The following is a 22503-nucleotide window of genomic DNA, read 5'->3' as shown; positions in this document are numbered from 1 at the left end:
CGCGTCCGGGCAGGTCCGGGCGGCTCGGCGAGGGCCCGGGCGGCTCCGTCAGCCGCCCAGTGCCGCGGGCGGGGTGCGGCTCCGTCAGCCGCCCAGCGCCGCGGGCGGGGGCAGCAGGGTCCGTGGGTCCTGCCCGGCGTGCCAGAGGCCGATGAGGAAGGCGGTGGCGGACTCCAGGAGGTCGGCGTGGCGCAGCCCTCCGGTGACGAGCGGGGCGCACCCCATGTCGGTCGCCAGGGTGGCGACGAGCGCCAGGGCCTCCGCGTCGTCGCCGCAGAGCGGGACGGTGAGCGGTCCGTCGGCGAAGACGGGCGGGGTGCGGGACCAGACGGCCGGCGTGACGTGGTTGAACGCCTTCACCACGCGGGCGCCGGTGGCCGCCGCGATCCGACGCGCCGCGCCGGGGCCCTCGCCGGTGGTGAGGACGAGCCCCGGCCCGATCGCGTTGGTGCAGTCGATAAGGACCCGGCCGGCCGGGAGCGGCCCGACCTCCGCGATGACGTCCAGGACGGCGTCGTACGGGAGTGCGAGCAGGGTCGCGTCGCCGAACCGGGCCGCCTCCCGCAGGGTGCCCGCGCGGGCGCCGGTCCGCCCGGCGAGTGCTTCGGCCCGCGCGGCCGTCCTGCCGCCGACGAGGATCTCGTGGCCGGCCCGGGCCCACTGGCCGCCGAGTGCCTCCGCCATGGCGCCGGTGCCGAGAATTCCGATGCGCATGTGCGCCTCCCTGTGGTCGTCTGGAGCGATGCGAGCGATGCGAAGGACGCTAGAGGGGTCCTCGGTAACCGAACGGTGCGTGGGCTGAGTTGGACGACGACCGACTGCTCGCCGACTGCCGGGCCCGCCTCGGTTTCGACCTGCTCGCACACACCTGGAACGCCGTCGTCCTGTACGCCCTCTCCGACGGGCCCCGGCGCCCGCGCGAGCTGCGTGCCGGAATCGGCGGGATCAGCGCCAAGGTGCTCACCGAGACCCTGCGCCGGCTGGAGGGGTACGCCCTGGTGGAGCGGTCCGTCCACGTCGAGTCGCCGCCCCGGGTGGAGTACGCGTTGACGGCCCTGGGGCGCACGCTTCTCGGTCCGATCGAGGCGCTGGGGCGGTGGTCGGCGGAGTACGGGGACGCGTTCGTCGCGGCACAAGGATGGAATCAGGACGACTCCGACATTCAGGGCTAATCTGAAGCCGTCACACACCCCCTCACAGAGGCGATGACATGACCCTCCTCCACCACGAGCACCCCACCCACGCGCATACGCACGGGCCGTCGTGCGGGCACACCGCCGTGACCCACCACGACCACGTCGACTACGCCCACGACGGTCATCTCCATCGCGAACACTCCGGGCACTGGGACGAGTGCGAGCCCACCTCCCACGTCCCGCACACCCACCCCGACCACACGCACGGCCCTGACTGCGGCCACACGGCCGTCCCGCACGGCGACCACGTCGACTACGAGCACGACGGCCACCGTCACGCGGCGCACGGCAACCACTGGGACGACCACTGATCGGACGAATCGCCGAGCTTTCCCCCTGGACGGGCCCAACTGGCAGGCTGCCAGCCGTCAGTCGGGCTCTCGTCCATCTCGTCCGGGGGAAACCTTGTCCGTCACCGATCCGTACGTCGTCCCTCTCGCACCGCAGGTGTACGCCTTCGTCCAGCCCGACGGCGGCTGGTGCCTGAACAACGCCGGATTCGTCGGCGACGCCCGCGAGTCGCTGCTCGTGGACACGGCCGCGACCGAGCGGCGCGCCCGGCTGCTGCGCACGGCGGTCCTCGCGGAGGGGCTGCCGCTCCCCCGCACCCTCGTCTCCACGCACCACCACGGCGACCACACGTACGGCAACGGGGTGTTCGCGCCCGAGGCGCGCGTCGTGGGCCACGACAGCTGCCGGGCCGAGCAGATCGCGGCCGGGCGCCAGCTGCATCTGCTCTGGCCGCAGACCGACTTCGGCGCGGTGGAGGTGACTCCTCCGTCCCTCACGTACAGCGAACGTCTCACCTTGTACGTGGGCGAGCTGGAGGTGCGGGTGCTGCACCCCGGGATCGCGCACACGACCGGCGACTCGATCGTCCATCTCCCGGAGCGGGGCGTGGTGTTCACCGGGGACCTCGTCTTCCACGGCGGGACGCCGTTCCTTCCGATGGGTTCGCTGGCCGGTTCGCTCCGCGCGCTCGACCTGCTGCGCTCGCTCGACGCGCCGACGGTGGTGCCGGGCCACGGGCGGGTGACGGACCCGTCGGCGTACGACGCGACGGAGCGGTATCTGCGCTGGGTGGGCGAGCTGGCCCGCGAGGGGTACGCGCGGGGCGCGACGCCCCTGGAGACGGCGCGCCGGGCGGAGCTCGGGGAGTTCGCGGCCTGGCGGGAGAGCGAGCGGCTGGTGGCCAACCTGCACCGCGCGTACGCGGAGGTGAACGGGCTCCCGGAGGGCGCGCCGCTGGACCCGGTGGCGGTCTTCGGAGACATGGCGGCGATGAACGGCGGCGAGCCGGTGGCCTGCCACGCGTAGCCCCGGCGCCCCTGTGGGCGGGTCGTTCGGGCGGCGTCGGGCGTCCTTGGGGGACGGAGAGTCTGCCCTGCCGTACCTGGCGGGCCGTCAGCCGCTGCCGGTATACCGGGAGTGCAGACGACCAGCGCCGGAAGGATCCTTCATGCACGACCGAGCGAGCAGCCGCACTCCGAAGGGGCGGAACGCCCCGACGGAGCGCACCTCCCCGGCCCCGGTGGCTCCCCCCGAGGCCCTGCTCGCCCTCCAGCGGTCGGTCGGGAACGCCGCCGTGGTCCAGATGCTGCGCCGGGGCGGCGCGGCACAGGACCGGCACCAGCACGGCGCGGGCTGCGGTCACGAGGAGGAGCCGCGCTCCACGGTGCAGCGCTCCGCCGTGCACAACGTCCTGCGGGGCAGTGGCCGGCCGCTCGACGAGGGCAGCCGCGCCGACATGGAGGCGCGCTTCGGCGCGGACTTCTCCGACGTCCGCATCCACACCGACTCGGCCGCCCGGGCATCCGCCGCCGAGCTCGGCGCCTCGGCGTACACCTCCGGCAGCCACATCGTGGCCGGGCCGTCCGGTATCGACCAGCACACCCTCGCCCACGAACTGACCCACGTCCTCCAGCAGCGCCAGGGGCCGGTGTCGGGGACGGACCGGGGCGACGGGCTGCGGGTCAGCGACCCGTCGGACCGGTTCGAGCGCGAGGCGGAGGCCACCGCCCACCGGGTGATGAGCCGCCCGGCGACCGCCGCCACCGGCGGGGAGGCCGCCGCGCAGGCCGCGCCGGCCTCCGCCGGGACCGGCGACGTCCAGCGCATGCACCACCCGGGCAAGATCGACGACGAGGTGCTGCGGCTGGTCGCCCAGGCGGCGGACGGCCTCGACGACTACATCGCCGAGTACGACACCTGGCAGGCCCAGCGTGGCAACATGAAGTGGCTCATGAGCAACTCCGACCTCAGCGACAGCATCGAGTACCTGGAGAACCTGGTGGGCCCGCCCGCGGGGCGGAGCAAGGCGGATCTGGAGGCGGCGCTGGAGACGACCATCCGCGCCGACCTGACCTCCACCGCCTCGGACACGGTGTCGACGACCCGGACCGCCGCGCTCGACGCCAAGCGCAAGCTCATCCTCGGCCGCACCGGCGACACCGGCCCGTGGGCCACGTACCAGCAGGGCAAGCCCCAGGTCGGGGACCGGCTGTCGGAGGGGGCGCGAATGGGCCGGCGGCTGAACACCACGAAGTGGTCCGTCCCCGTCAACTACGCCTTCATGGACGGCGGCATAGAGGAGCGCGCCGTCTTCAAGATCATCACCAGTCTCGGTCCGCAGATCGAGGGCATGCTGACCGGCGGGCAGCTGAACCCGGGCAACTTCTGGCAGCAGGTCGAGGCCCTGGGCGACGGCGCGCTCTGGGACAGCAACAAGTCGGCCGACGAGGGCGGGCCCCAGGCGATGCTGGGGCACGAGATCCTTCAGCTCCTCGAGTCCGGCTACCAGTTCTTCGGCCGGGAGAGCGTCTACGCGCAGGGCAACGCCCGGCTGGTCGCCGTCCACCCGGACCGGCCGGCGCCCGCGCCCGGGGACAAGACCCAGCCGCTCACCCTCCCCTGAGCCGCCCGGGAGAGCCCTAGGGGGTGACGTGCGGATCCCGGCATGATCCACAAGACCCCCTAGAGGGCGTCCCGCAGCCTCCGCATCGCCGCCGCGTCGTCGCGGTCCCGGTGGGTGCCGTCGTCCTCCCGCCAGCGGCGGTGCAGGGCCGCGAGCCGGTCGCGGTCCAGTTCGACGCCGAGACCGGGGGCGTCGGAGACCGCGAGGCGCCCGCCCCGGAACTCGGGGCGGGCGGTGACGACGTCCTCGGTCTGCCAGGGGTAGTGGGTGTCACAGGCGTGGTCGAGCCGGGGCAGCGTCGCGGCGACCTGGGTCATGGCCGCGAGGCTGATGCCGAGGTGGGTGTTGGAGTGCATGGAGAGCCCGACACCGTACGTGCGACAGAGGGCGGCCAGTTCACGGGTGCGGTGCAGACCGCCCCAGTAGTGGTGGTCGCACAGGACGATCCGTACCGCGTCCTCGGCGAAGGCCTCGGGGACCTCCTCGAAGGTCGTCACGCACATGTTGGTCGCCAGCGGCACGTCCGTGCGGGCCGCGACGTACGCCATCGCCTCCATGCCGCTCGCCGGGTCCTCCAGGTACTCCAGGACGTCCTTCAGCTCGCGCGCCACGGCGAGCGAGGTCTCCGTGGACCAGGCGCCGTTGGGGTCGAGCCGGAGCGGCCGACCGGGGAACTCCTCGGCCAGGGCGCGGATCGCGGCGATCTCCTCCTCGGGCGGGAAGACGCCGCCCTTGAGCTTGAAGGACCGGAACCCGTACGCACGGTCGAAGCGGCGGGCCTGCGCCACGATGCCGGCCGGGTCGAGGGCCGCGCCCCAGTCGTCGGCCCCGGCGTACTTGTAGAAGAGGTACGCGCTGTACTCGACCCAGTCACGGACCTTGCCGCCGAGCAGCGCGTGCACGGGCAGGCCCAGCGTCTTGCCGAGGGCGTCCAGGCAGGCGACCTCGAAGGCGGAGACGACGGAGAGGCGGAGCTTGTCCGCCGTCTGGACCCCGCGCAGGCCGCCCGCGTCGACCCGCTCGTCCACGGCCCCCGAGTCGCCGCACACGAGCGCGGCCAGCGCGAACAGGCCGTTCACGTCCGTGACCGAGCTTCCGGGCAGGGCCTCGGCCAGCGGCCGGGCGAGGTCCAGATACTTCCCGTCGCCGTAGGTCTCCCCGAGGCCGGTCACGCCGCCCCGCGTCACCACTTCGACGATCAGGCGCGGGGTGAAGGGCTGATGGACGCCCTGGGTGTTGAGCAGCGGTGGGTCGGCGATCAGGATCGGGGTCAGCCGGACGTCCTCGACAAGCAGCTCGGGATTCATATGTGAACCCTATTCATGGATCCGATTCCGGGCCAGACCGCCGACAGGAATTTCCCGCACCGCCCGGCACCCCGCCCTGGACGACATACCGACTGGTCGGTCATCATGAACGCCGACCGGTCCCCCGTCCCCGGAGGTACGCACGATGACGTCAGCCCAGCCGCCAGGCCTCGACCCCGAGCAGTTGCGCCGGTTCCTCGACCGGGAACGGCCGGGGCTCGTGCGCGGCCCCCTCGACGCCCGGCTGATCGAGGGCGGCCGCTCCAACCTGACGTACGTGGTCTCCGACGGCACCGACCGCTGGGTGGTGCGCCGGCCTCCGCTCGGCCATGTCCTCGCCACCGCGCACGACATGAGGCGCGAGCACCGGGTGATCAGCGCCCTGCACACGACGGCGGTGCCGGTCCCCGGGACCGTGCTGCTCTGCGAGGACGACTCCGTCCTCGGGGCGCCCTTCTACGTCATGGAGTTCGTCGAGGGCACCCCGTACCGCTCGGCCGGACAGCTCGCCCCGCTCGGCCCCGAGCGCACCCGCGCGGCCGTCCTCGGTCTGGTCGACACCCTCGTGGAGCTGCACGCCGTGGACCCCGAGGCCGTGGGCCTGGGCGACTTCGGGCGACCCGAGGGCTTCCTCGACCGGCAGCTGCGCCGCTGGGGCAAGCAGCTCGACGCCTCCCGCAACCGGGAGCTCGGGGGCATCGACGAGCTGCACGCCGCCCTCGGCCGCTCGCTGCCGGCGTCTCCGGCGCCGACCGTCGTACACGGCGACTACCGCCTGGACAACGTCCTGATCGGCGCGGACGACCGGATCAACGCCGTCCTCGACTGGGAGATGTCCACGCTCGGCGACCCGCTGACGGACCTCGGACTGCTCGCGATGTACAGCGCGAAGCTCGACCTCCCGCACTCCCCCGTCTCCACGACCGCCGGGGCGGCCGGGCACCCGGACCCCGCCGAGCTGATCGAGCGGTACGCCGCCCGCTCGGGCCGCGACACCTCCGCCATCTCCTGGTACACGGCCTTCGCCTGGTTCAAGCTCGCCGTGATCCTGGAGGGCATCCACTACCGGTACACCCTCGGCCAGACCGTCGGCGCGGGTTTCGACCGCATCGGCGACCTCGTCCCCGTCTTCATCGAGCACGGCCTCACCACCCTCCAGGAAGGCTGATCCGCCATGGACTTCGCATACGACGCGCGCACCGAGGAGCTGCGGGAGAAGCTGCTCGCCTTCATGGACGAGCACGTCTACCCGGCCGAGCGGACCGCCCACGAGCAGCGGGCGCTGCTCGCCTCGCCGTGGGACACCCCGCAGGTCGTGGAGGAGCTGAAGGCGGAGGCCCGCCGCCAGGGCCTGTGGAACCTCTTCCTGCCGGACGCCGAGCACGGGGCGGGGCTGACCAACCTCCAGTACGCGCCGCTCGCCGAGATCACCGGCCGCAGCCCGCAGTTGGCCCCCACCGCCCTCAACTGCGCCGCGCCGGACACCGGGAACATGGAGGTGCTCGCCCAGTTCGGCGACGAGGCGCAGCAGAAGCAGTGGCTGGAGCCGCTGCTCGCCGGCGAGATCCGCTCGGCGTTCGCGATGACGGAGCCCGAGGTGGCCTCCTCGGACGCGACCAACATCGAGACGCGGATCCTGCGCGACGGCGAGGACTACGTCGTCAACGGGCGCAAGTGGTACATCTCCGGGGCGATGAACCCCGACTGCAAGATCTTCATCGTGATGGGCAAGACCGACCCCGACGGCATCGACATCCGCCGCCAGCAGTCGATGATCCTCGTGCCCCGCGACACCCCCGGCGTCGAGGTGCGTCGGGCGATGCAGGTGTACGGCTACGAGGACCACTACCACGGCGGCCACGCCGAGGTGGTCTTCCACGACGTCCGGGTCCCGGCCACGAACCTGATCGGCGAGGAGGGCGGCGGCTTCGCCATCGCGCAGGCCCGGCTCGGCCCCGGCCGGATCCACCACTGCATGCGGCTGATCGGCATGGCCGAGCGCGCCATCGAGCTGATGTGCCGCCGTGCCGTGTCCCGTACCGCCTTCGGCAAGGCGATCGCCCAGCAGGGCGTGGTCCAGAACTGGATCGCGGACGCCCGGGTGACCGTCGAGCAGCTGCGGCTGCTCGTCCTCAAGACGGCCTGGCTGATGGACACCGTCGGCAACCGGGGCGCCCACACCGAGATCCAGGCCATCAAGATCGCGACCCCGCGCGCGGTGGTCGACATCATCGACAAGGCCGTGCAGGTGCACGGCGCGGGCGGGGTGTCGCAGGACTTCCCGCTGGCCGAGCTCTGGGCCGGCGCGCGGACGCTGAAGCTCGCGGACGGCCCGGACGAGGTGCACCAGCGGTCGCTGGCGCGGCGGGAGCTGAAGAAGTACCTCTAGAGAGGCGTTACGGCCGGAGTGCGAGGCCTTACGGCCGGAGTGCGCGCAGCAGCAGGTCGGCGAGCTGGTCGGCGACCTGCTGCGGCGTCATCGGGCCGTCCGGGCGGTACCAGGTGGAGAGGTGGTGGACGGAGCCGAAGTGGTAGTCCACCACCAGGTCCGCCGGGGTCGCGGAGGAGAAGACCCCGGCCTGCTGGCCCTCCTCGATGAGCGCGCGGAACCGCTCGTGGTAGCGCCGCCGCTCGGCCCGCACCTGCTTGTTCTTCTCCGGGCTCAGGTGGTGCATCGAGCGGAAGAAGATCGAGGCGTCGTCGAGGTTGTCGATGGTGGTCACCACGACGTCGGCGGCGGCGTCCCGCAGCCGCCGCTCGACCGGGGCGTCGGCGTCCGCGAAGGCGTCGAGCCGCTCCTGCTGGAGCCGCAGCACCCGGGAGTAGACCTCCTGGAGGAGGTCCTCCTTGGAGCCGAAGTAGTGGTAGAGCGCGCCCTTGGTGACCCCGGCCGCCTCCACGATCTCCTGGACGGAGGTGCGGTCGTAGCCCTGCTCCGCGAAGAGTCGGGTGGCGGCGGCCAGCAGCCTCTGGGGGACGGGGGTACCGCTCCCGTCCGTGGTCCTGGCCATGCGCCGCCGCCTCTCTCGTGATCACCGTGGGTGTCGTGATGTGTGTCGTGTCTACCAGGGGGAACGGAGTTCCCTCCTGAGGATCTTCCCACTTGTCGTCTTGGGCAGCTCCGCCAGGATCTCGACCTCGCGCGGGTACTTGTACGCGGCGAGCCGCTGCTCGCAGTAGGCGGCCAGCTCGGCGGGGTCCACGGCGCTGCCCGGGCGCAGGCTCACGTACGCCTTGACCGTCTCGCCCCGGTAGGCGTGCGGGATGCCGACGACGGCGGCCTCGCGGACGGCCGGGTGGGTGTAGAGGACGTCCTCCACCTCCCTCGGCCAGACCTTGAATCCGGAGGCGTTGATCATGTCCTTCTTGCGGTCGACGACGTACAGCCAGCCGTCCTCGTCCATGAAGCCGATGTCGCCGGTACGCAGTTCCCCTTCGGGGAAGGTGGTGGCGGTGGCCTCCGGGAGTCGCCAGTAGCCGGGGACGACCTGCGGGCCGCGCACGGCGATCTCGCCGTGCGCGCCGAAGGGCACCTCGGCGCCGTTCTCGTCGAGGATCCGGACGAGCGTGTCGGGGCCGGGGACGCCGACCGAGAGGGTGCCGGAGGCGGGATCGACCGGGGCCTCCTTCTCCGGCGGCACGGCGGCGCAGGGGGCGGTGCACTCGGTGAGCCCGTAGCCGTTGTGGATGTACGGGCCGAAGCCGGCGCGGAACTTCTCCACCAGGGCGGGCGGGACGGGGGCGCCGCCCGAGGAGATCACCAGGAACGAGGAGAAGTGGTCGCGGGTCGCGCCGGGGTGCGCGGCGAGGGCCATGAAGGCGGTGGAGGGGCCGACCGTGTAGGCGGGGCGGTGCTCCAGGAAGGCGTCGAGGACGACACCGGCGTCGAAACGGTAGGCGAGGACGAGCGTGCCGGCGTTGCCGAAGCAGGCGGCGAGCTCGCAGACCAGGCCCGTGATGTGGAAGAGCGGGGCGAGCGCGAAGTAGCCGGCGCCCTCGGGGACGGGGTGGCCGGTGCGCTGGCGTTCGGCGTTGTAGGCGATGCCCCGGTGGAGGTTGAGGGCGCCCTTGGGGGTGCCGGAGGTGCCCGAGGTGTAGCTGACCAGGGCCACGTCGTCGCCGGTGAGCTCGCGGTCCGCGGGGGCGGGGTGCCCGGCGCGGGCGGCGGCGAGCAGGTCGTCGGCGTCCGTCTCCACCCGCTCGAAGGCGAGGACGCGCGGGTCGTCCCGGGTCTGGAGGTCGCGCTCGCAGGCCGTCAGCGCGATCCGTACGGGAGTGTCGGCGACGGCCTCCCGCAGGAAGGCCGCCCAGGCGCGGTCGGAGCAGATCAGGGCGGTCGCCCCGGAGTCCCGCAGGGCGTGGCCGACCTCCCCCGACTTGTACATCGGGTTCAGCGGGACGACGGTGGCGCCCGCCTTCCAGGCGCCGAGCAGGGCGAGGACGAAGTGCGGGCTGTTCTGGAGCATGATCGCGACCCGGTCGCCCTTCGCCAGGCCGCGGGCCGCGAGGTGTCCGGCGACCGAGTCGGAGAGCGCGTCGGTCTCGCGGTAGGTCAGCCGGCCGTCGAAGTAGGCGAGGGCCGGCTGCTCGGGGACGCGGGCGGCGGCGGCGCGGAAGGCGTGCAGCGCGGTGGTGGGCGGGGACATCGGCGCGCGCTGGGCCTCGGTGAGCTGGGCGAGCCAGGGCCTGGCGGCGTAGCGGGACTCCGTGGAGGTCATGCGCGGGCCCCTTCCCACTTGCGCTGGATGTGGTTCATGTTGCCGAGCCAGCGCTCGGGGTCGGCGGCGCGGGCCCGGTAGTAGTCGGCGACCTCGGGGTGCGGCAGGACCAGGAAGCGGTCGGCCTCGATGGCGTCGAAGAGGGAGTCGGCGACGTCCTCGGGCTCGATGGCGGTGGGGGCGAGGACGAGTTCACCGGCCGATCCGGCGGCGGTGAGCATGTCCGTACGGACGCCCTGCGGGCAGATCGCGTGGACCTTGAGGCCCCGGTGGCGATAGGTGAGGGAGAGCCATTCGGCGAAGGCGTACGCGCCGTGCTTGGAGACGCTGTACGGGGCCGCGCCGACCATGGTGAGCAGCCCGGCGGCGGAGACCGTGGAGACGAAGCGTCCGCTGCCGCGCTCCAGCCACTCGGGCAGCAGGGCGCGGGCCGCGCGGACGTGGGCCATCACGTTGACGTCCCAGGCGGCGGCCCAGACGGCCTCCTCGGCGAAGGCGTCGCCGCCCGAGGCGAGTCCGGCGTTGGCGCACCACACGTCGACGGTGCCGCCCAGGAGCCGGCGGGCCTCCTCGACGATCTCCGAGGCGTCGCCGGGGACGGCGGTGGCGCCGATCTCCTCGGCCACCGCCTTGGCGCGGTCGGGGTCGAGGTCGTTGACGACGACCCGGGCGCCCTCGGCGGCGAACCGGCGGGCGAGGGCGGCCCCGATGCCGCCGCCCGCGCCCGTGACGACCACTCCAGAACCCTGCACCGTACTCATCGGGGACCCGCCTCTCCGTCGTGACAGTACGGGCAGACTAACCAGTCGGTATGTGTCGGCGAAAGTCCCGTGCGCACGCCTCGTTCCCTGCGGGCGTCCGGGGCGCTAGCGTGCGGGGCCATGTCGGGGAAGGCGATCAAGGAGGTTTCCGGATGAACCTGTCGGGCCTGTCCAGACGCGGTCTGCTGGCCGCCGGCGGCGCACTCGGGGTGGGCGCGGCCGTCGCCCCGGCCGCGGCGGCGCACGAGGGAGGGAGGCGGGTCCGTACGGGGTTCGAGCGGCTGGCCGCCGACGGCTACCGGGCGCTCGCCGGGGAACGCGTCGGTGTCGTCACCAACCCGACCGGGATCACGGCGGACGTCCGGCACGTCGTCGACGTCATGCACGCCGACGACCGGGTGGACCTGGTGGCGGTCTTCGGCCCCGAGCACGGCTTCCGGGGCACGGCGCAGGCCGGCGGCTCCGAGGGTCGGTACGACGACCCGGCGACCGGGCTGCCGGTCTACGACACGTACCTGAAGAGCGGTCAGCCGCTGGCGGACGTCTTCACGGCCTCGGGCGTGGACACCGTCGTCTTCGACATCCAGGACGCCGGCGCCCGTTTCTACACGTACATCTGGACGCTCTACGACTGCATGGTGGCGGCCGAGCTGGCGGGGAAACGGTTCGTCGTGCTCGACCGGCCGAATCCGGTGACCGGGCGGGCCGCGCTCGGGCCGGTCCTCGACCGCGCGTTCGCGACCTTCGTGGGGCGCGAGCCGATCGCGCAGGCGCACGGGATGACGGTGGCGGAGCTGGCGCTGCTGTTCAACGGGGAGTTCCTGGCCCGGCCGGTGGAGCTGGAGACCGTACGGATGTCCGGGTGGCGGCGCGCGGACTTCTTCGACGCGACCGGGCTGCCGTGGGTGCCGCCGAGCCCGAACATGCCCACGGCCGACACCGCGCTCGTCTACTCCGGCACCTGCCTCTTCGAGGGCACCAACCTCTCCGAGGGGCGCGGCACCACCCGCCCCTTCGAACTGCTCGGCGCGGAGGGGATCGACCGGCGGTGGGCGGAGGCGGCGAACGCGCTCGGCCTGCCCGGGGTGCGGTTCCGGGAGGCGTACTTCGCCCCGACCTTCTCCAAGTTCCAGGGGAAGACGGTCGGCGGGGTGCAGGTGCACGTGCACGACCGGGCGGACTTCGACCCCGTACGGACCGGGATCGGGCTCCTCGTCAGCGCCAGGCGGTCCTGGAGCGGCTTCGCGTGGCGACCGGACAACTGGATCGACAAGCTGACGGGCTCGACGCGGGTACGGACCATGATCGACGCGGGCGCGGACACGGACGAGGTGGTCGGGGCGTGGGGCGCGGACCTGGCCGCGTTCCGGGCGGTACGGAGGGAGTACCTGCTGTACCGGTGACGGGCGGGGGCGGCGGGTGGCGGGTGGCTGGTGATGGGTGGGGGAAACCCCCGTACGGGGCGGGTGTTGGCGGGTTGGCCGGGGCGAGTGACCGGCCGACAGGCTTGATCCATGAACAAGAACCCGAACCCGAACATGGACATGGACATGGACATGGACATGGACACGGCTGGGCACCCGCCCGCCTCCGCACGACGGCGCCGGTTACCGCTGATGGGCGCGGTCGTGGCACTCTGTCTCGCCGCCCTGGCCCCCGCCGCACGGGCGGACGCTCCGACGGTGACGCCCGACCCCGCTCGCGAACTCGCCCGCAGCGCCCGGCCCCTGGTCGACCTGCGCCCGCTGGACCGGATGATCGGCTCGGCCAAGGTGGTGGGGATCGGGGAGGCCACGCACAGCTCGGGCGAGTTCTTCGAGACCAAGCACCGGATCTTCGAGCACCTGGTCGAGAAGCAGGGGTTCACCACCTTCGCCCTGGAGGCCAACTGGTCCACGGGGCTGCTGCTCGACGACTACGTGCGGTTCGGCAAGGGCGACCCGGCGCGGATCCTGGACGACGAGTTCCAGAACGCGTACCGCTTCTGGAACACCGAGGAGTACCTCGACCTGGTCGTCTGGATGCGGCAGCACAACCTGCGCCACCCGGACCACCCGGTGCGCTTCATGGGCAACGACCTCGGCTACGCGGGCGCGAACCTCTTCGACAGGGTCACGGGGTACGTGGCCCGGACGTACCCCCGGCTGCTGCCGCGCTTCCAGGAGCTCTACCGGGCCTCGCGGCCGGTCGGCGAGGTCGACGCCTGGATGAACGCGTACCTGGTCAGGCCGGCGGAGGAGCGGCGGCGGATGGCGGCCGACGTGAACCGCGCGCTGGCCCTCCTGGAGCGCCAGAAGCCGGGCCGGGACCGCGAGGAGCACGCCTGGACGGTCCAGCACGCGCGGGCGATCGCCCAGGTCGGCACGGAGTACGCGTACGACATGACGGGGACGGGGATCGCCGACGCGATGCTGTACCGGGACCGGATCATGGCCGAGAACACCGTGTGGTGGCAGCGGGCGACCGGCGACCGGATGGTGCTCTCCGCGCACAACGGGCACGTCGGCTACGAGACGCTGAAGCCGGACCAGTACCCGCGCCTCCAGGGGGCTTTCCTGCGCGACGCGCTGGGCCGCGACTACGTGAGCATGGGCGCCTCCTTCGGGAAGGGCTCGTTCAACGCGCACGACACCGAGGCGCCGGGTGAGCCGATCAGGAGCTTCACCGTCGGGCTGCCGGGCGCGGGGGACAGCGGCGCCGAGGTGCTGGACCGGGTGTCGTCGCGCCCCTACTACCTGGACCTGCGCACGACGACACCGGCCGCGCGGAGCTGGCTGAACGTCCACCGCCCTGCCTGGCTGGTCGGCACCGCGTACCCGTGGCCGGGCAGCCAGGCGCCGGTCCGGCTCGCCACGTCGTACGACCTGCTCGTGCACTTCCCCGAGGTCGCGGCGGCGCGCCTGCGCTGAAAACCGGGACGCCTCTCCGTGTGCACGGGATGCCGGCGCGGGAAGCCTCTGGATGGGACATTCCCCGAAGGCTTCCCGGGGGCTTCTCCGAGGCTTCCCCGTAGGACGCCCCGAATGCCTTCGGGGCGTCCTACGGGGGCGGGCCTTCGGGCCCGGCTTCTCCGGAGGCCTTCGGGGCCTTCTTCGCAGCTTCCTCGACGCGGAGGGACGGGCAGACCATGGCCGGCATGAGTGTGGAGCCGTACCGCGAGATCACCTTCGACAAGGACGGCGACGGGGCGGCCGGGCAGCGCGAGGTGTTCGCGGAGCTGGCCGCCCGGGGGGTCACGGATGTGGTGCTGTTCGCCCACGGGTGGAACAACACCCCGTCCGTGGCCCAACGGCTCTTCTCCGCGTTCTTCGCGCCCTTCCCGGAGGCCGTGCGGCCCGGGGTGCGCGTGGGGTACGTGGGGGTGGTGTGGCCGTCGATGATGTTCTCGGACGAGCCGATCCCCGACTTCGAGTCCGTGGCGGCCCTGCACCCGGGCAAGGAGGCGGTGGTCGGACGGCTGGCCGCGCTGCTCGAGGAGCAGCCGGACGACGAGGCCGCCTTCGCCGAGTTCGGCGGGCTGCTGCGGACGTTGACGGACACGGACGGCTCGCAGGAAGTCCCCTCGCGGGGGGTCCAGGAGGACGCCCAGGACGTGCCCGACTTCCTGCTCGCGGACCCGGTGGTGGTCTGCGCGATGTTCGCCGACGCGCTGGAGGAGGCGGCGGGGCCGGGGACGGTGCCGACCCCGCGCGAGGCGTTCGGCGGCGGCACGCTGTCGCGGTACTGGAAGGGCGCGAAGGAGGCGCTGCGCCAGGCGACGTACTACACGATGAAACGGCGGGCGGGCATCGTCGGCGAGCGGGGCCTCGGCCGACTGCTCGGCGACGTCGCCCACTCGTCCCCCGGCCTGCGGATCCACCTCGTCGGGCACAGTTTCGGTGCCCGCCTCGTCGCGTACGCGCTGCGCGGACTGCCGGCGGGGGCGCGGAACGTGGCGTCGGTGACGCTTCTCCAAGGGGCCTTCTCGCACTACGCGTTCGCGACGCGCCTGCCGCACGAGCCGGGCCGGGGAGGCTCGCTGAGGGGCCTTCAGCGACGGGTGGACGGGCCGGTGGTGGCCTGCTACTCGCGGCACGACAGCGCGCTCCGGGTCTTCTACCCGCTGGCCTCCCGGCTGGCCAGGGACGCGGAGTCGCTGCTCGGCACGGACAAACGCTGGATGGCCATCGGCCACGACGGCGTCCAGGCCGTCCCGAACACCCCGGCCCTCCCCCTGACGCGAGCCCTGCGCGACGGGTTCCCGGCGACGGGGTGCGTGAGCGTGGACGCGGCGGAGGTCGTCGGCGAGCACAGCGACATCTGCCACCCGGAACTGGCACGGGTGGTGGCGACGGCGGGACGGATCGGGGGGCGGTAGGCGGCGGGCGCTTCAGCGTTCCCGACCAGGCACCGCTCCGCGTCGACGAGCAGCCGTGGCCTCGTCGCCACGGGCGGCGCGGGGTGGGAGGCGCCCACGAGCCGGATTCGGCGGACACCGGCGGGTGATCGGCGCGCCCCCGGCTCACCGGTGACATGCGTCACAGCGGCTCCGCACGGGCCGGCCGCCGCCGGCGAGGAGGGCGGCGAGCAGCGCCGCCGGTACGCGCCGGTTCTGAGCCAAACGCGGCCCGGTCGGCCACATGGGGTGGGGGCGAGTTCCTCCTCCTCCGTGGGCGGCGGGCGAGGAGGAAGAGGGTGTTCTCGTCACCGATCGCTATCAGCCGTTCGAGCAGCCGCTCCGGCAGCGCCGGGTTGTCCGCGATCCCCAGCAGTACGTCCTGCACCAGAGCTCCCCCGTGCGCCTCTGATGGGCCCCATCGAATTTTCGATGGAACACGACGGGGTAGTCGTTCGTCCATCCCATAACGTCCTTGACGCCGAAGCAGCAGCGACGGAGGTGCGGAGCCATGGCGGGTTTCCGGAGTCTTGCGAGACAGGTGCGCGATCCAAGGAGTGACACGGCGCTGCGGAGGTATTCGCTGCGTAAGTGCCTGGAGCGGTTCGCGCCGTACGGGCATCGTGCGACCTGGGACCACCTGTGCCGACGGCACAGGTTCGGGCCCGAGGATCGGGAGCTCGATCCAGGGCGGCTGGTGGCCGCGCTCGACGAGCTGGAGGAGGCGCGGGCCGTGTGGCTCGCGTACGAGAAGGAGTTCGCGGCGCGACGGCGGCGCGAGAAGCACGAGGGGCTGCGCAGGCCGGGCGCGCTCGACGACTGGCACCGGCGGACCTGGGGCGGCAACGGGGTGGCCCGCTGCGACGACCCGGCGGTCCATCCCTCGGAGCCGCTGGCCGAGGTCTTGCGGCGGCTGATCACCGCCCTGGAGTCCGATCCCGGGGAGCAGTGCCCGGTGTGCGCGGGTGACCGGATCGACTGGCGTCCGGATCTGGCGGACAAGCCGTGGTTCGGCCCGGTGTGCGGGGCGTGCGGCGTGGTCGTTCCCCGGGCGGTGCTGACGACCGGGGCGCTGACGCGGGCGCGAGGCGGATCGGTGCTCCGGCTGGCATCGGTGGCCTGACGACACGACGACGGCGGTCCGGTGGCTGATGGCTGATGGCTGATGTCTCATGGCCGGGCCGGCACCCTCGCACAACCGCTCGACCGCTCGACCGCTCGACCGCTCGACGAATGGTGCGACATGAGTGACCGCGAACCGCGACAACGGGGGCAACGGGGGGACACGTTGATCCAGGTCTGTCTGAACGGGACCCGGGGGCCCGGGGATTCGGCGGCGGTGCCGATGTCTCCCGGCGCGATGGCGGAGGAGGCGGCACGGGCGGTCGCGGCGGGAGCCGAGGACGTCCATGTGCACCCCAGGACGCCGTGCGGGGGCGACACGCTGTCGCCCCGGGTCCTCGCGGCCACGCTGACGGCGATCCGGGAGGCCGTCGACGTCCCGGTGGGCGTGACGACCGGAGCCTGGGCCGAGCCCGATCCCGTACGGCGGGTGGAGCGCGTCCGGGCCTGGACGGTCCTGCCCGACCACGCCTCGGTGAACTGGCACGAGCCGGGCGCCGAGGAGCTCGCGGCCGCGCTCCTGGAGCGGGGCGTGGGCGTGGAGGCGGGCCTGTGGTCCGGTACGGAAGGACCTGAGCTGTTCCTCGGCTCGCCCCTGGCGCCCCGGGTGCTGCGGATCCTGGCGGAGGTCACCGACTCCGACGCCACGACCGCCGAGTCCACGGCCCTCGCCCTGCTGGCGACCCTGGCGGGCTCCGCCCACGGACGGCCGGTCCTCCTGCACGGCGAGGAAGGCGGCGCCTGGCCGGTGCTGCGGCTCGCCCGTCGGCTGGGCCTGGACACCCGGATCGGCCTGGAGGACACCCTGTCGCTGCCCGACGGCAGTTACGCGGAGTCCAACGCCCAACTGGTGGCGGCCGCGCGGGCGGCGTGACCGTACCAGAGCGCAATTCGGTGGCCCACCGCAATATCGCTCCCGCAGAGTGTTCCGCGTCGAGAACGCCCACCGATTCTCCCGGAGCACCGCCATGTCGACGCTACGCGTCACCGCCGAAACCCTGGCCGTCCACGCCCACCCGAACGCCGACGCGCTGGAGCTCGCCCAGGTGGGCCTCTACCGCGCCGTCGTCGCCAAGGGCGCGTACCGCAGTGGTGATGTCGCCGTCTACATCCCGGAGCAGGCCGTGCTGCCCGCCGCGCTCGTCGACGAACTGGGGCTGACCGGGCGGCTCGCCGGGAAGGCCTCGGACCGGGTCAAGGCGGTCCGGCTGCGCGGCGAGGTGTCGCAGGGCATCGTGTGCCGCCCGAAGGCGCTGGCCGACGTGGACCTGGCGGCGGCCGCCGCCGAGGGGACCGACTTCGCCGAGCTGCTCGGGATCACCAAGTGGGTGCCGCCGATCCCGCCGACGATGAACGGGGACGTGGAGGCCGCCCCCGATCTGCTGTCGTGGGTCGACATCGAGAACCTCCAGCGGTATCCGGACGTCTTCGAGCCCGGCGAGCCGGTGGTCCTGACGGAGAAGCTGCACGGTACGGCCTGCCTCGCCACTTACTTCGCGGAGGACGGGCGCCTCCAGGTCTCCTCGAAGGGCTTCGGCGCGAAGGGCCTGGCGCTCCAGGAGGACCCGCGCAACCTGTACTGGCGGGCCGTTCTCGGCCACGGCGTGCCGGCGGTCGCGGCGCGGCTCGCCGAGCGGCTCGGCGCCCGCCGGGTCGGGCTGTTCGGCGAGGTCTACGGAGCCGGGGTGCAGGACCTCGGCTACGGCGCCAACGCCCGTGGCGAGAAGGTCGGTTACGCGGTCTTCGACGTGTCCGCCGAGATCGACGGCCAGGTGCGCTGGCTGGACCCGGCCGAGGTCCTGGAGGCCGGCGAACTGCCCCTCGTACCGCGGCTGTACACGGGCCCGTACGACCTGGACACCGTGCTGGAGGTGGCGAGCGGGCGGGAGACCGTGTCCGGGCGTGGGCTGCATCTGCGCGAAGGGGTGGTGATCCGGCCGGTCACGGAGCGGTACAGCCCGGTCGTCGGCGGCCGCGCCATCGCCAAGGCGGTCAGCCCGGCCTACCTGACGCGCAAGGGCGGCACCGAGTACGAGTGACGGCCGCGAGCCGCGAGGACCGAGGGGCCCGCCCACGGGGGTGGCGGGCCCCTCACTCGTACGCCTACGAGACGGCGTACACGTACACGTCCGTTGGCGCGGGTGTGGGTGCGGGTGCCTAGGACTTGCGCCGCTCCCCCATCAGGCGCGAGCCGGTGATCTGCTCGCCTATCACGTCGTCCGGGTTGGACAGGACGCAGTTCCGCAGGGACAGGCATCCGCAGCCGATGCAGTCGGTCAGGTGGTCCCGCAGCCGGCCGAGCTGCTTGATCCGCTCGTCCAGCTCCGTGCGCCAGGTCGCCGAGAGCCGGGCCCAGTCCTCGTTGGTGGGCGTGCGTTCGTCGGGGAGTTCGGCGAGGGCGTCACGGATGGTCGCGAGCGGGATGCCGACGCGCTGCGCCGCCCGGACGAACGCGACCCGGCGCAGGGTGTCACGGCCGTAGCGGCGCTGGTTGCCGCTTGTTCGGCGGCTGGTGATCAGGCCCTTGGTCTCGTAGAAGTGCAGGGCGGACACCGCGGCGCCGCTGCGCGCGGACAGCTGGCCGACGGTGAGTTCATGAATCTTCTCCGGAATCTGCGGCACCCCTCGAACCCTACTGTCCGTTGACAGCGCGTCGCCCACCCCACATGCTGAGCAAGCGCTTAGAAACAGGAGCCACAGGTTCACGAGAGGACGAGGGAAACATGGCTGAGCCGAGGATCTTCACCTCCGCCGAGGAGCTGCGTGCCGCCGTCGGCGAGCAGCTGGGACACAGCGACTGGCTGGAGATCGAGCAGAAGCGGATCGATCTGTTCGCCGACGCGACCGGTGACCACCAGTGGATCCACGTGGACCCGGAGCGGGCGGCCTCTGGGCCGTTCGGGAAGACCATCGCGCACGGCTATCTGACGCTGTCGCTGCTGCCGACCCTGGTCCCGCAGATCATGCGCGTCGAGGGCATGAAGATGGGCCTCAACTACGGTACGAACAAGGTCCGTTTCCCCGCGCCGGTACCGGTCGGCTCCCGGCTGCGGGCCGGCGCCGTCCTCACCGAGGTGACGGAGGCCGGCGGCGGGGTCCAGGTGACCGCGACGGTGACGGTGGAGAGCGAGGGCGGCGAGAAGCCGGTGTGCGTCGCCGAGTCGGTCTCGCGCTACTACTTCTGAGCGCCGACCATCCGCAGCACGAGGTCGGCGTAGAGCGCGCCGACCTCGTCCGGCGTCCGGCGGCCCTGGGTGTTGAACCAGCGCGAGACGTCGATGCAGAGCGACAGCACGGCCACGGTCGCGCCCGCCGCGTCCGGCACGTCGAACTCCCCGGCCGCCACGCCCTCGTCGATGATCCGGCGGACGGTGGCGTCGGACTCCCGGCGCAGCGCCACGATCTCGGTGCGGTGCTCGGGCCCGAGGGCGTCGAGCTCGTACTGGACGACCCGCGCCGTGGTGTGCCGCTCGGCGTGCCAGCGCACGAAGGACCGTACGGCGTCGGCGAGCCGCTCGCCCGCCGTGCCCTCGCCGTCGGCCGCGCGCCGGAGGATCTCCAGGGCCCGGTCGTGGCCGATGCGGCTGATCCGGTGGAGCAGCTCTTCCTTGGTCTTGTAGTGGATGTAGAGCGCGGCCGGGCTCATCCCGGCGCGGCCGGCGATGTCCCGGGTGGTGGTGGCGTGGTAGCCGCGCTCGGCGAACGCCTCGACGGCCGCGACGAGCAGCCGCCGGGCCGCCTCGGGCGTGACCTCGCCCCACGGCGCGTCCTCGCCGCCGGGCGTCTCCTCCGCCGCGTCCGCCGCGCTCATCGCTCGCCCTCTTCTCAGCCGGTCGTCAGGACGAACACCATACAACGAAGCTGAGCAAGCGCTTAGAGCTTCTGGAGGGGGTCGTGCTCGGCGAGGAGCTTCTCCAGCCGGGCCTGGTCGACGCGGCCGACGATCCGGCCCGCCTCCCGCCGGCCGCGGACGACCTCGGCGAGCGTGGAGGCGGAGGTGGTGAGGTGGAGGACGGCGACGGCGAGGAAGGCGCGCACCCGCTCAGGACGCCGACCCCCACCTCAGAACGCCGACACACCCGTCAGCGCGCGTCCGATGATCAGCTTCTGGATCTGGCTCGTGCCCTCGTAGAGCGTCATCACCCGCGCGTCGCGCAGCAGCTTGCCGACCGGGTACTCGTCGATGTAGCCGTAGCCGCCGAAGACCTGGAGGGCGTTGTTGGCGGCGCGCACGGCGGCCTCGGAGGCGTACAGCTTGGCCTTGGAGGCGGCGGTGGCGAAGTCCTGCCCCCGGTCGATGAGGTCGGCGACCCGCCAGGTCAGCAGCCGGGAGGCGTCCACATCCACGGAGATGTCGCTGATCAGCTCCTGGACCAGCTGGTACGAGGCGATCGGCTTGCCGAACTGCTCGCGCTCCCCCGCGTAGCGCACGGCCGCGTCGAGGGCCGCCTGCGCGATGCCGACGCAGCCGGCCGCGACCGACATCCGCCCCTTGGCCAGCGCGGACATGGCGACGGAGAAGCCCTTGCCCTCGGGGCCCAGCATCGCGGCGGCGGGGACGCGCACGTCCTGGAGGACCAGCTCGGCGGTGGCCTGGCCGCGCAGGCCGAGCTTGCCGTGGATGGTGCGGCGGGTGAGGCCGGGGGTGTCGGTGGGGACGAGGAAGGCGGAGACGCCCTTGTGGCCGGGCGCGTCTCCGGTACGGGCGAAGAGCAGGACCACGTCGGCCCAGGTTCCGTTGGTGATGAACATCTTCGAGCCGTTGACGACGTACGTGTCCCCGTCACGGACGGCCCTGGTGGCGAGGTTTCCGGCGTCCGAACCGGTGCCGGGCTCGGTCAGCCCGAAGCAGCCGAGGGCGTCGCCGGAGGCGAGCCGGGGCAGCCAGGTCCGCTTCTGCTCCTCGTCGCCCCAGGAGGCGATGGTCTTGGCGACCAGGCCCAGGGAGACGGAGACGATGCCGCGCACGGAGGAGTCGCCGCGGCCGAGCTCCTCGGTGACCAGGCAGTACGCGAGGTGGTCGCCGCCCGAGCCGCCGTACTCCTCGGGGATCGTCAGGCCGAGGAAGCCGACGGCCCCCAGCTTCTTCACGATCGACCGGTCCACGTCCTCGGCGCGGTCCCACGCGACGACGTGCGGGGCGACCTCGCGGGCGACGAAGTCCTCGGCGAGCTGCCGTACGGCTTCCTGTTCCTCCGTGAGCTCCAGGTTCACTGCGCCACCGACCTTCGGGAAGAGACTGAAGAGGCTTGCCTCAGCAGGCTTTAATTAGCACTGCTAGTTTCCGTTGTGCAGGCCTACTATGTGCGCCATGGCCCGACCGCGCAAGCCCCTCCTGAGCAGAGACCGGATCGTCGAGACGGCGAGCGCGCTCGTGGACGCGGAGGGCCTCGCGGCGCTCTCGACGCGGCGGCTCGCGGCCGAGCTCGGGGTGAGCGGGCCGTCCCTCTACAACCACTTCCGCACCAAGGACGACATCTTGGACGCGGTCGCCGACGCGGCCAGCGCCAAAGTCGACCTGTCGATGTTCGAGGAGGGCGACGGACGCGACTGGCGTACGGCCCTGCACGACTGGGCCGTCTCCTACCGCGCCGCCCTCGCCGACCACCCGCACATCGTCCCGGTCCTCGCCCAGGGCCCGGGCCGCCGCCCGGCGGGCCTGCGGGTCGCCGACGCCGTCTTCGGCGCGATGGTCCGCGCGGGCTGGCCGCCGGCGCAGGCGACGTACATCGGCGCGCTGATGCGCTACTTCGTCACCGGCTCGGCCCTGGGCTCCTTCGCACGCGGCTTCGTCGACGACGAGACGGCCTACGACCCCGCCGACTACCCGCACCTCGGCCAGGCGCACCTGCTCGCGGAACACCGCCAGAAGGTCGACGAGGGCGCCTTCGAGACGGGCCTGCGGGCGCTGCTCGACGGCCTGGCGCTGCAGTACGAGACGGGGGCGGGGGCGGGCGCGCGGGGGCGCAAGGGGGCGACGAGCGGTTCGTAGCCGGAGGATCGGCCGGTTCGGCCTGTTCGGTCCGGGCCTTCGGGCCGCTCGCATCGGCCGGTTCGGCCTGTTCGGCCTGTTCGCTCCGGGCCTTCCGGGCCTTCGGATCGTTCGGCGG

The 22503-nt window shown here is 72.8% G+C and carries 22 protein-coding genes and 1 pseudogene; 14 read left to right on the top strand and 9 right to left on the bottom strand.

Annotated elements, in window-relative coordinates; all coding sequences use genetic code 11:
* Positions 1–84: 84 nt before the first annotated feature.
* Entirely contained in the window at positions 85–714 is a 630-nt protein-coding gene (locus tag ACIPPS_RS25180; RefSeq protein WP_401436142.1) for an NADPH-dependent F420 reductase, read from the bottom strand.
* Between the two features lie 89 nt (positions 715–803).
* On the opposite strand from ACIPPS_RS25180, the gene ACIPPS_RS25175 reads away from it, so the two are divergent.
* From ACIPPS_RS25175 to ACIPPS_RS25160, 4 genes are all read left to right on the top strand, one after another.
* Positions 804–1172 carry a winged helix-turn-helix transcriptional regulator gene (locus ACIPPS_RS25175; RefSeq protein ID WP_401436139.1) on the top strand — a complete coding sequence of 123 codons (369 nt, stop codon included), beginning with the start codon at positions 804–806 and terminating at the stop codon, positions 1170–1172.
* 38 nt (positions 1173–1210) lie between these two features.
* Positions 1211–1507, top strand: coding sequence for a hypothetical protein (locus ACIPPS_RS25170; protein WP_401436137.1), 297 nt, complete (start codon positions 1211–1213; stop codon positions 1505–1507).
* Between the two features lie 94 nt (positions 1508–1601).
* Positions 1602–2513 (top strand): MBL fold metallo-hydrolase, encoded by a 912-nt coding sequence (locus ACIPPS_RS25165; protein ID WP_401436134.1) that lies wholly within the window; start codon positions 1602–1604, stop codon positions 2511–2513.
* Between the two features lie 142 nt (positions 2514–2655).
* On the top strand, positions 2656–4110 hold the full coding sequence (locus tag ACIPPS_RS25160; protein WP_401436132.1) for a DUF4157 domain-containing protein: 1455 nt from the start codon (positions 2656–2658) through the stop codon (positions 4108–4110).
* Between the two features lie 59 nt (positions 4111–4169).
* On the opposite strand, the gene ACIPPS_RS25155 is transcribed toward ACIPPS_RS25160, so the two are convergent.
* Complete coding sequence (locus ACIPPS_RS25155; protein ID WP_401436130.1) at positions 4170–5417, bottom strand: glucarate dehydratase family protein; 1248 nt, start codon at positions 5415–5417, stop codon at positions 4170–4172.
* Positions 5418–5562: 145 nt separating this feature from the next.
* On the opposite strand from ACIPPS_RS25155, the gene ACIPPS_RS25150 reads away from it, so the two are divergent.
* Entirely contained in the window at positions 5563–6585 is a 1023-nt protein-coding gene (locus ACIPPS_RS25150) for a phosphotransferase family protein (protein WP_401436127.1), read from the top strand.
* A gap of 6 nt (positions 6586–6591) precedes the next feature.
* Positions 6592–7806, top strand: coding sequence for an acyl-CoA dehydrogenase family protein (locus ACIPPS_RS25145; RefSeq protein WP_401436125.1), 1215 nt, complete (start codon positions 6592–6594; stop codon positions 7804–7806).
* Positions 7807–7834: 28 nt separating this feature from the next.
* On the opposite strand, the gene ACIPPS_RS25140 is transcribed toward ACIPPS_RS25145, so the two are convergent.
* Genes ACIPPS_RS25140 through ACIPPS_RS25130 form a run of 3 tightly spaced genes read right to left on the bottom strand, consistent with a single transcriptional unit; the run spans position 7835 to position 10896 of the window.
* The gene (locus ACIPPS_RS25140) at positions 7835–8428 is read right to left on the bottom strand and encodes a TetR/AcrR family transcriptional regulator (RefSeq protein ID WP_401436123.1); all 594 of its coding nucleotides are present in this window, start codon (positions 8426–8428) and stop codon (positions 7835–7837) included.
* Positions 8429–8479: 51 nt separating this feature from the next.
* On the bottom strand, positions 8480–10135 hold the full coding sequence (locus ACIPPS_RS25135; protein ID WP_401436120.1) for an AMP-binding protein: 1656 nt from the start codon (positions 10133–10135) through the stop codon (positions 8480–8482).
* Positions 10132–10896, bottom strand: a complete 765-nt coding sequence (locus ACIPPS_RS25130; protein ID WP_401436117.1) for an SDR family oxidoreductase — start codon at positions 10894–10896, stop codon at positions 10132–10134. The genes ACIPPS_RS25135 and ACIPPS_RS25130 overlap by 4 nt, the downstream gene beginning before the upstream one ends.
* A 152-nt stretch (positions 10897–11048) precedes the next feature.
* Between ACIPPS_RS25130 and ACIPPS_RS25125 the strand changes: the two genes are divergently transcribed.
* From ACIPPS_RS25125 to ACIPPS_RS25100, 6 genes are all read left to right on the top strand, one after another.
* On the top strand, positions 11049–12299 hold the full coding sequence (locus ACIPPS_RS25125; RefSeq protein ID WP_401436115.1) for an exo-beta-N-acetylmuramidase NamZ domain-containing protein: 1251 nt from the start codon (positions 11049–11051) through the stop codon (positions 12297–12299).
* A 111-nt stretch (positions 12300–12410) separates the two neighbouring features.
* Positions 12411–13805, top strand: coding sequence for an erythromycin esterase family protein (locus tag ACIPPS_RS25120; RefSeq protein WP_401436112.1), 1395 nt, complete (start codon positions 12411–12413; stop codon positions 13803–13805).
* 218 nt (positions 13806–14023) lie between these two features.
* Positions 14024–15253: a serine-threonine protein kinase gene (locus ACIPPS_RS25115; protein ID WP_401436110.1), complete on the top strand. Its 1230-nt coding sequence runs from the start codon at positions 14024–14026 to the stop codon at positions 15251–15253.
* Between the two features lie 529 nt (positions 15254–15782).
* Positions 15783–16394, top strand: a complete 612-nt coding sequence (locus tag ACIPPS_RS25110) for a hypothetical protein (RefSeq protein ID WP_401436107.1) — start codon at positions 15783–15785, stop codon at positions 16392–16394.
* Positions 16395–16559: 165 nt separating this feature from the next.
* A complete protein-coding gene (locus tag ACIPPS_RS25105; protein ID WP_401436838.1) occupies positions 16560–17267 on the top strand; it encodes a 3-keto-5-aminohexanoate cleavage protein in 708 nt (235 codons plus the stop codon).
* Between the two features lie 94 nt (positions 17268–17361).
* Positions 17362–18432, top strand: a complete 1071-nt coding sequence (locus ACIPPS_RS25100) for an RNA ligase (ATP) (protein WP_401436104.1) — start codon at positions 17362–17364, stop codon at positions 18430–18432.
* Between the two features lie 118 nt (positions 18433–18550).
* Here the strand turns inward: ACIPPS_RS25100 and soxR are convergent, their stop codons facing one another.
* On the bottom strand, positions 18551–19015 hold the full coding sequence (gene soxR / locus ACIPPS_RS25095) for a redox-sensitive transcriptional activator SoxR (RefSeq protein ID WP_401436102.1): 465 nt from the start codon (positions 19013–19015) through the stop codon (positions 18551–18553).
* Between the two features lie 101 nt (positions 19016–19116).
* On the opposite strand from soxR, the gene ACIPPS_RS25090 reads away from it, so the two are divergent.
* Complete coding sequence (locus tag ACIPPS_RS25090) at positions 19117–19578, top strand: MaoC family dehydratase (protein WP_401436099.1); 462 nt, start codon at positions 19117–19119, stop codon at positions 19576–19578.
* Here the strand turns inward: ACIPPS_RS25090 and ACIPPS_RS25085 are convergent.
* The 3 genes and pseudogenes from ACIPPS_RS25085 to ACIPPS_RS25075 form a co-directional block, all read right to left on the bottom strand.
* Positions 19569–20204: a TetR/AcrR family transcriptional regulator gene (locus ACIPPS_RS25085; protein ID WP_401436096.1), complete on the bottom strand. Its 636-nt coding sequence runs from the start codon at positions 20202–20204 to the stop codon at positions 19569–19571. The two genes, ACIPPS_RS25090 and ACIPPS_RS25085, sit on opposite strands and share 10 nt — an antisense overlap.
* 62 nt (positions 20205–20266) lie before the next feature.
* Positions 20267–20431, bottom strand: a pseudogene (locus ACIPPS_RS25080) (hypothetical protein); the annotation flags it as partial.
* 24 nt (positions 20432–20455) lie between these two features.
* Positions 20456–21607 carry an acyl-CoA dehydrogenase family protein gene (locus ACIPPS_RS25075; protein WP_401436093.1) on the bottom strand — a complete coding sequence of 384 codons (1152 nt, stop codon included), beginning with the start codon at positions 21605–21607 and terminating at the stop codon, positions 20456–20458.
* Positions 21608–21704: 97 nt separating this feature from the next.
* Here ACIPPS_RS25075 and ACIPPS_RS25070 point away from each other — a divergent pair, with 97 nt between their 5' ends.
* The gene (locus tag ACIPPS_RS25070; protein WP_401436091.1) at positions 21705–22385 is read left to right on the top strand and encodes a TetR/AcrR family transcriptional regulator; all 681 of its coding nucleotides are present in this window, start codon (positions 21705–21707) and stop codon (positions 22383–22385) included.
* The last annotated feature ends 118 nt before the right edge of the window (positions 22386–22503 follow it).

Source organism: Streptomyces sp. NPDC090127, from assembly GCF_044746945.1.
Taxonomy (GTDB): Bacteria; Actinomycetota; Actinomycetes; order Streptomycetales; family Streptomycetaceae; genus Streptomyces.
Note: the sequence above shows the minus strand (reverse complement) of the source record. Positions and strands in the feature narration are given on the sequence as shown.

Excerpts from the sequence above, each read along its gene's own strand:
- ACIPPS_RS25180 (WP_401436142.1), bottom strand. The coding sequence starts at position 714 with ATGCGCATCGGAATTCTCGGCACCGGCGCCATGGCGGAGGCACTCGGC.
- ACIPPS_RS25170 (WP_401436137.1), top strand. The coding sequence starts at position 1,211 with ATGACCCTCCTCCACCACGAGCACCCCACCCACGCGCATACGCACGGG.
- ACIPPS_RS25160 (WP_401436132.1), top strand. The coding sequence starts at position 2,656 with ATGCACGACCGAGCGAGCAGCCGCACTCCGAAGGGGCGGAACGCCCCG.
- ACIPPS_RS25155 (WP_401436130.1), bottom strand. The coding sequence starts at position 5,417 with ATGAATCCCGAGCTGCTTGTCGAGGACGTCCGGCTGACCCCGATCCTG.
- ACIPPS_RS25150 (WP_401436127.1), top strand. The coding sequence starts at position 5,563 with ATGACGTCAGCCCAGCCGCCAGGCCTCGACCCCGAGCAGTTGCGCCGG.
- ACIPPS_RS25145 (WP_401436125.1), top strand. The coding sequence starts at position 6,592 with ATGGACTTCGCATACGACGCGCGCACCGAGGAGCTGCGGGAGAAGCTG.
- ACIPPS_RS25140 (WP_401436123.1), bottom strand. The coding sequence starts at position 8,428 with ATGGCCAGGACCACGGACGGGAGCGGTACCCCCGTCCCCCAGAGGCTG.
- ACIPPS_RS25135 (WP_401436120.1), bottom strand. The coding sequence starts at position 10,135 with ATGACCTCCACGGAGTCCCGCTACGCCGCCAGGCCCTGGCTCGCCCAG.
- ACIPPS_RS25130 (WP_401436117.1), bottom strand. The coding sequence starts at position 10,896 with ATGAGTACGGTGCAGGGTTCTGGAGTGGTCGTCACGGGCGCGGGCGGC.
- ACIPPS_RS25125 (WP_401436115.1), top strand. The coding sequence starts at position 11,049 with ATGAACCTGTCGGGCCTGTCCAGACGCGGTCTGCTGGCCGCCGGCGGC.
- ACIPPS_RS25120 (WP_401436112.1), top strand. The coding sequence starts at position 12,411 with ATGAACAAGAACCCGAACCCGAACATGGACATGGACATGGACATGGAC.
- ACIPPS_RS25115 (WP_401436110.1), top strand. The coding sequence starts at position 14,024 with ATGGCCGGCATGAGTGTGGAGCCGTACCGCGAGATCACCTTCGACAAG.
- ACIPPS_RS25110 (WP_401436107.1), top strand. The coding sequence starts at position 15,783 with ATGGCGGGTTTCCGGAGTCTTGCGAGACAGGTGCGCGATCCAAGGAGT.
- ACIPPS_RS25100 (WP_401436104.1), top strand. The coding sequence starts at position 17,362 with ATGTCGACGCTACGCGTCACCGCCGAAACCCTGGCCGTCCACGCCCAC.
- ACIPPS_RS25090 (WP_401436099.1), top strand. The coding sequence starts at position 19,117 with ATGGCTGAGCCGAGGATCTTCACCTCCGCCGAGGAGCTGCGTGCCGCC.
- ACIPPS_RS25085 (WP_401436096.1), bottom strand. The coding sequence starts at position 20,204 with ATGAGCGCGGCGGACGCGGCGGAGGAGACGCCCGGCGGCGAGGACGCG.
- ACIPPS_RS25070 (WP_401436091.1), top strand. The coding sequence starts at position 21,705 with ATGGCCCGACCGCGCAAGCCCCTCCTGAGCAGAGACCGGATCGTCGAG.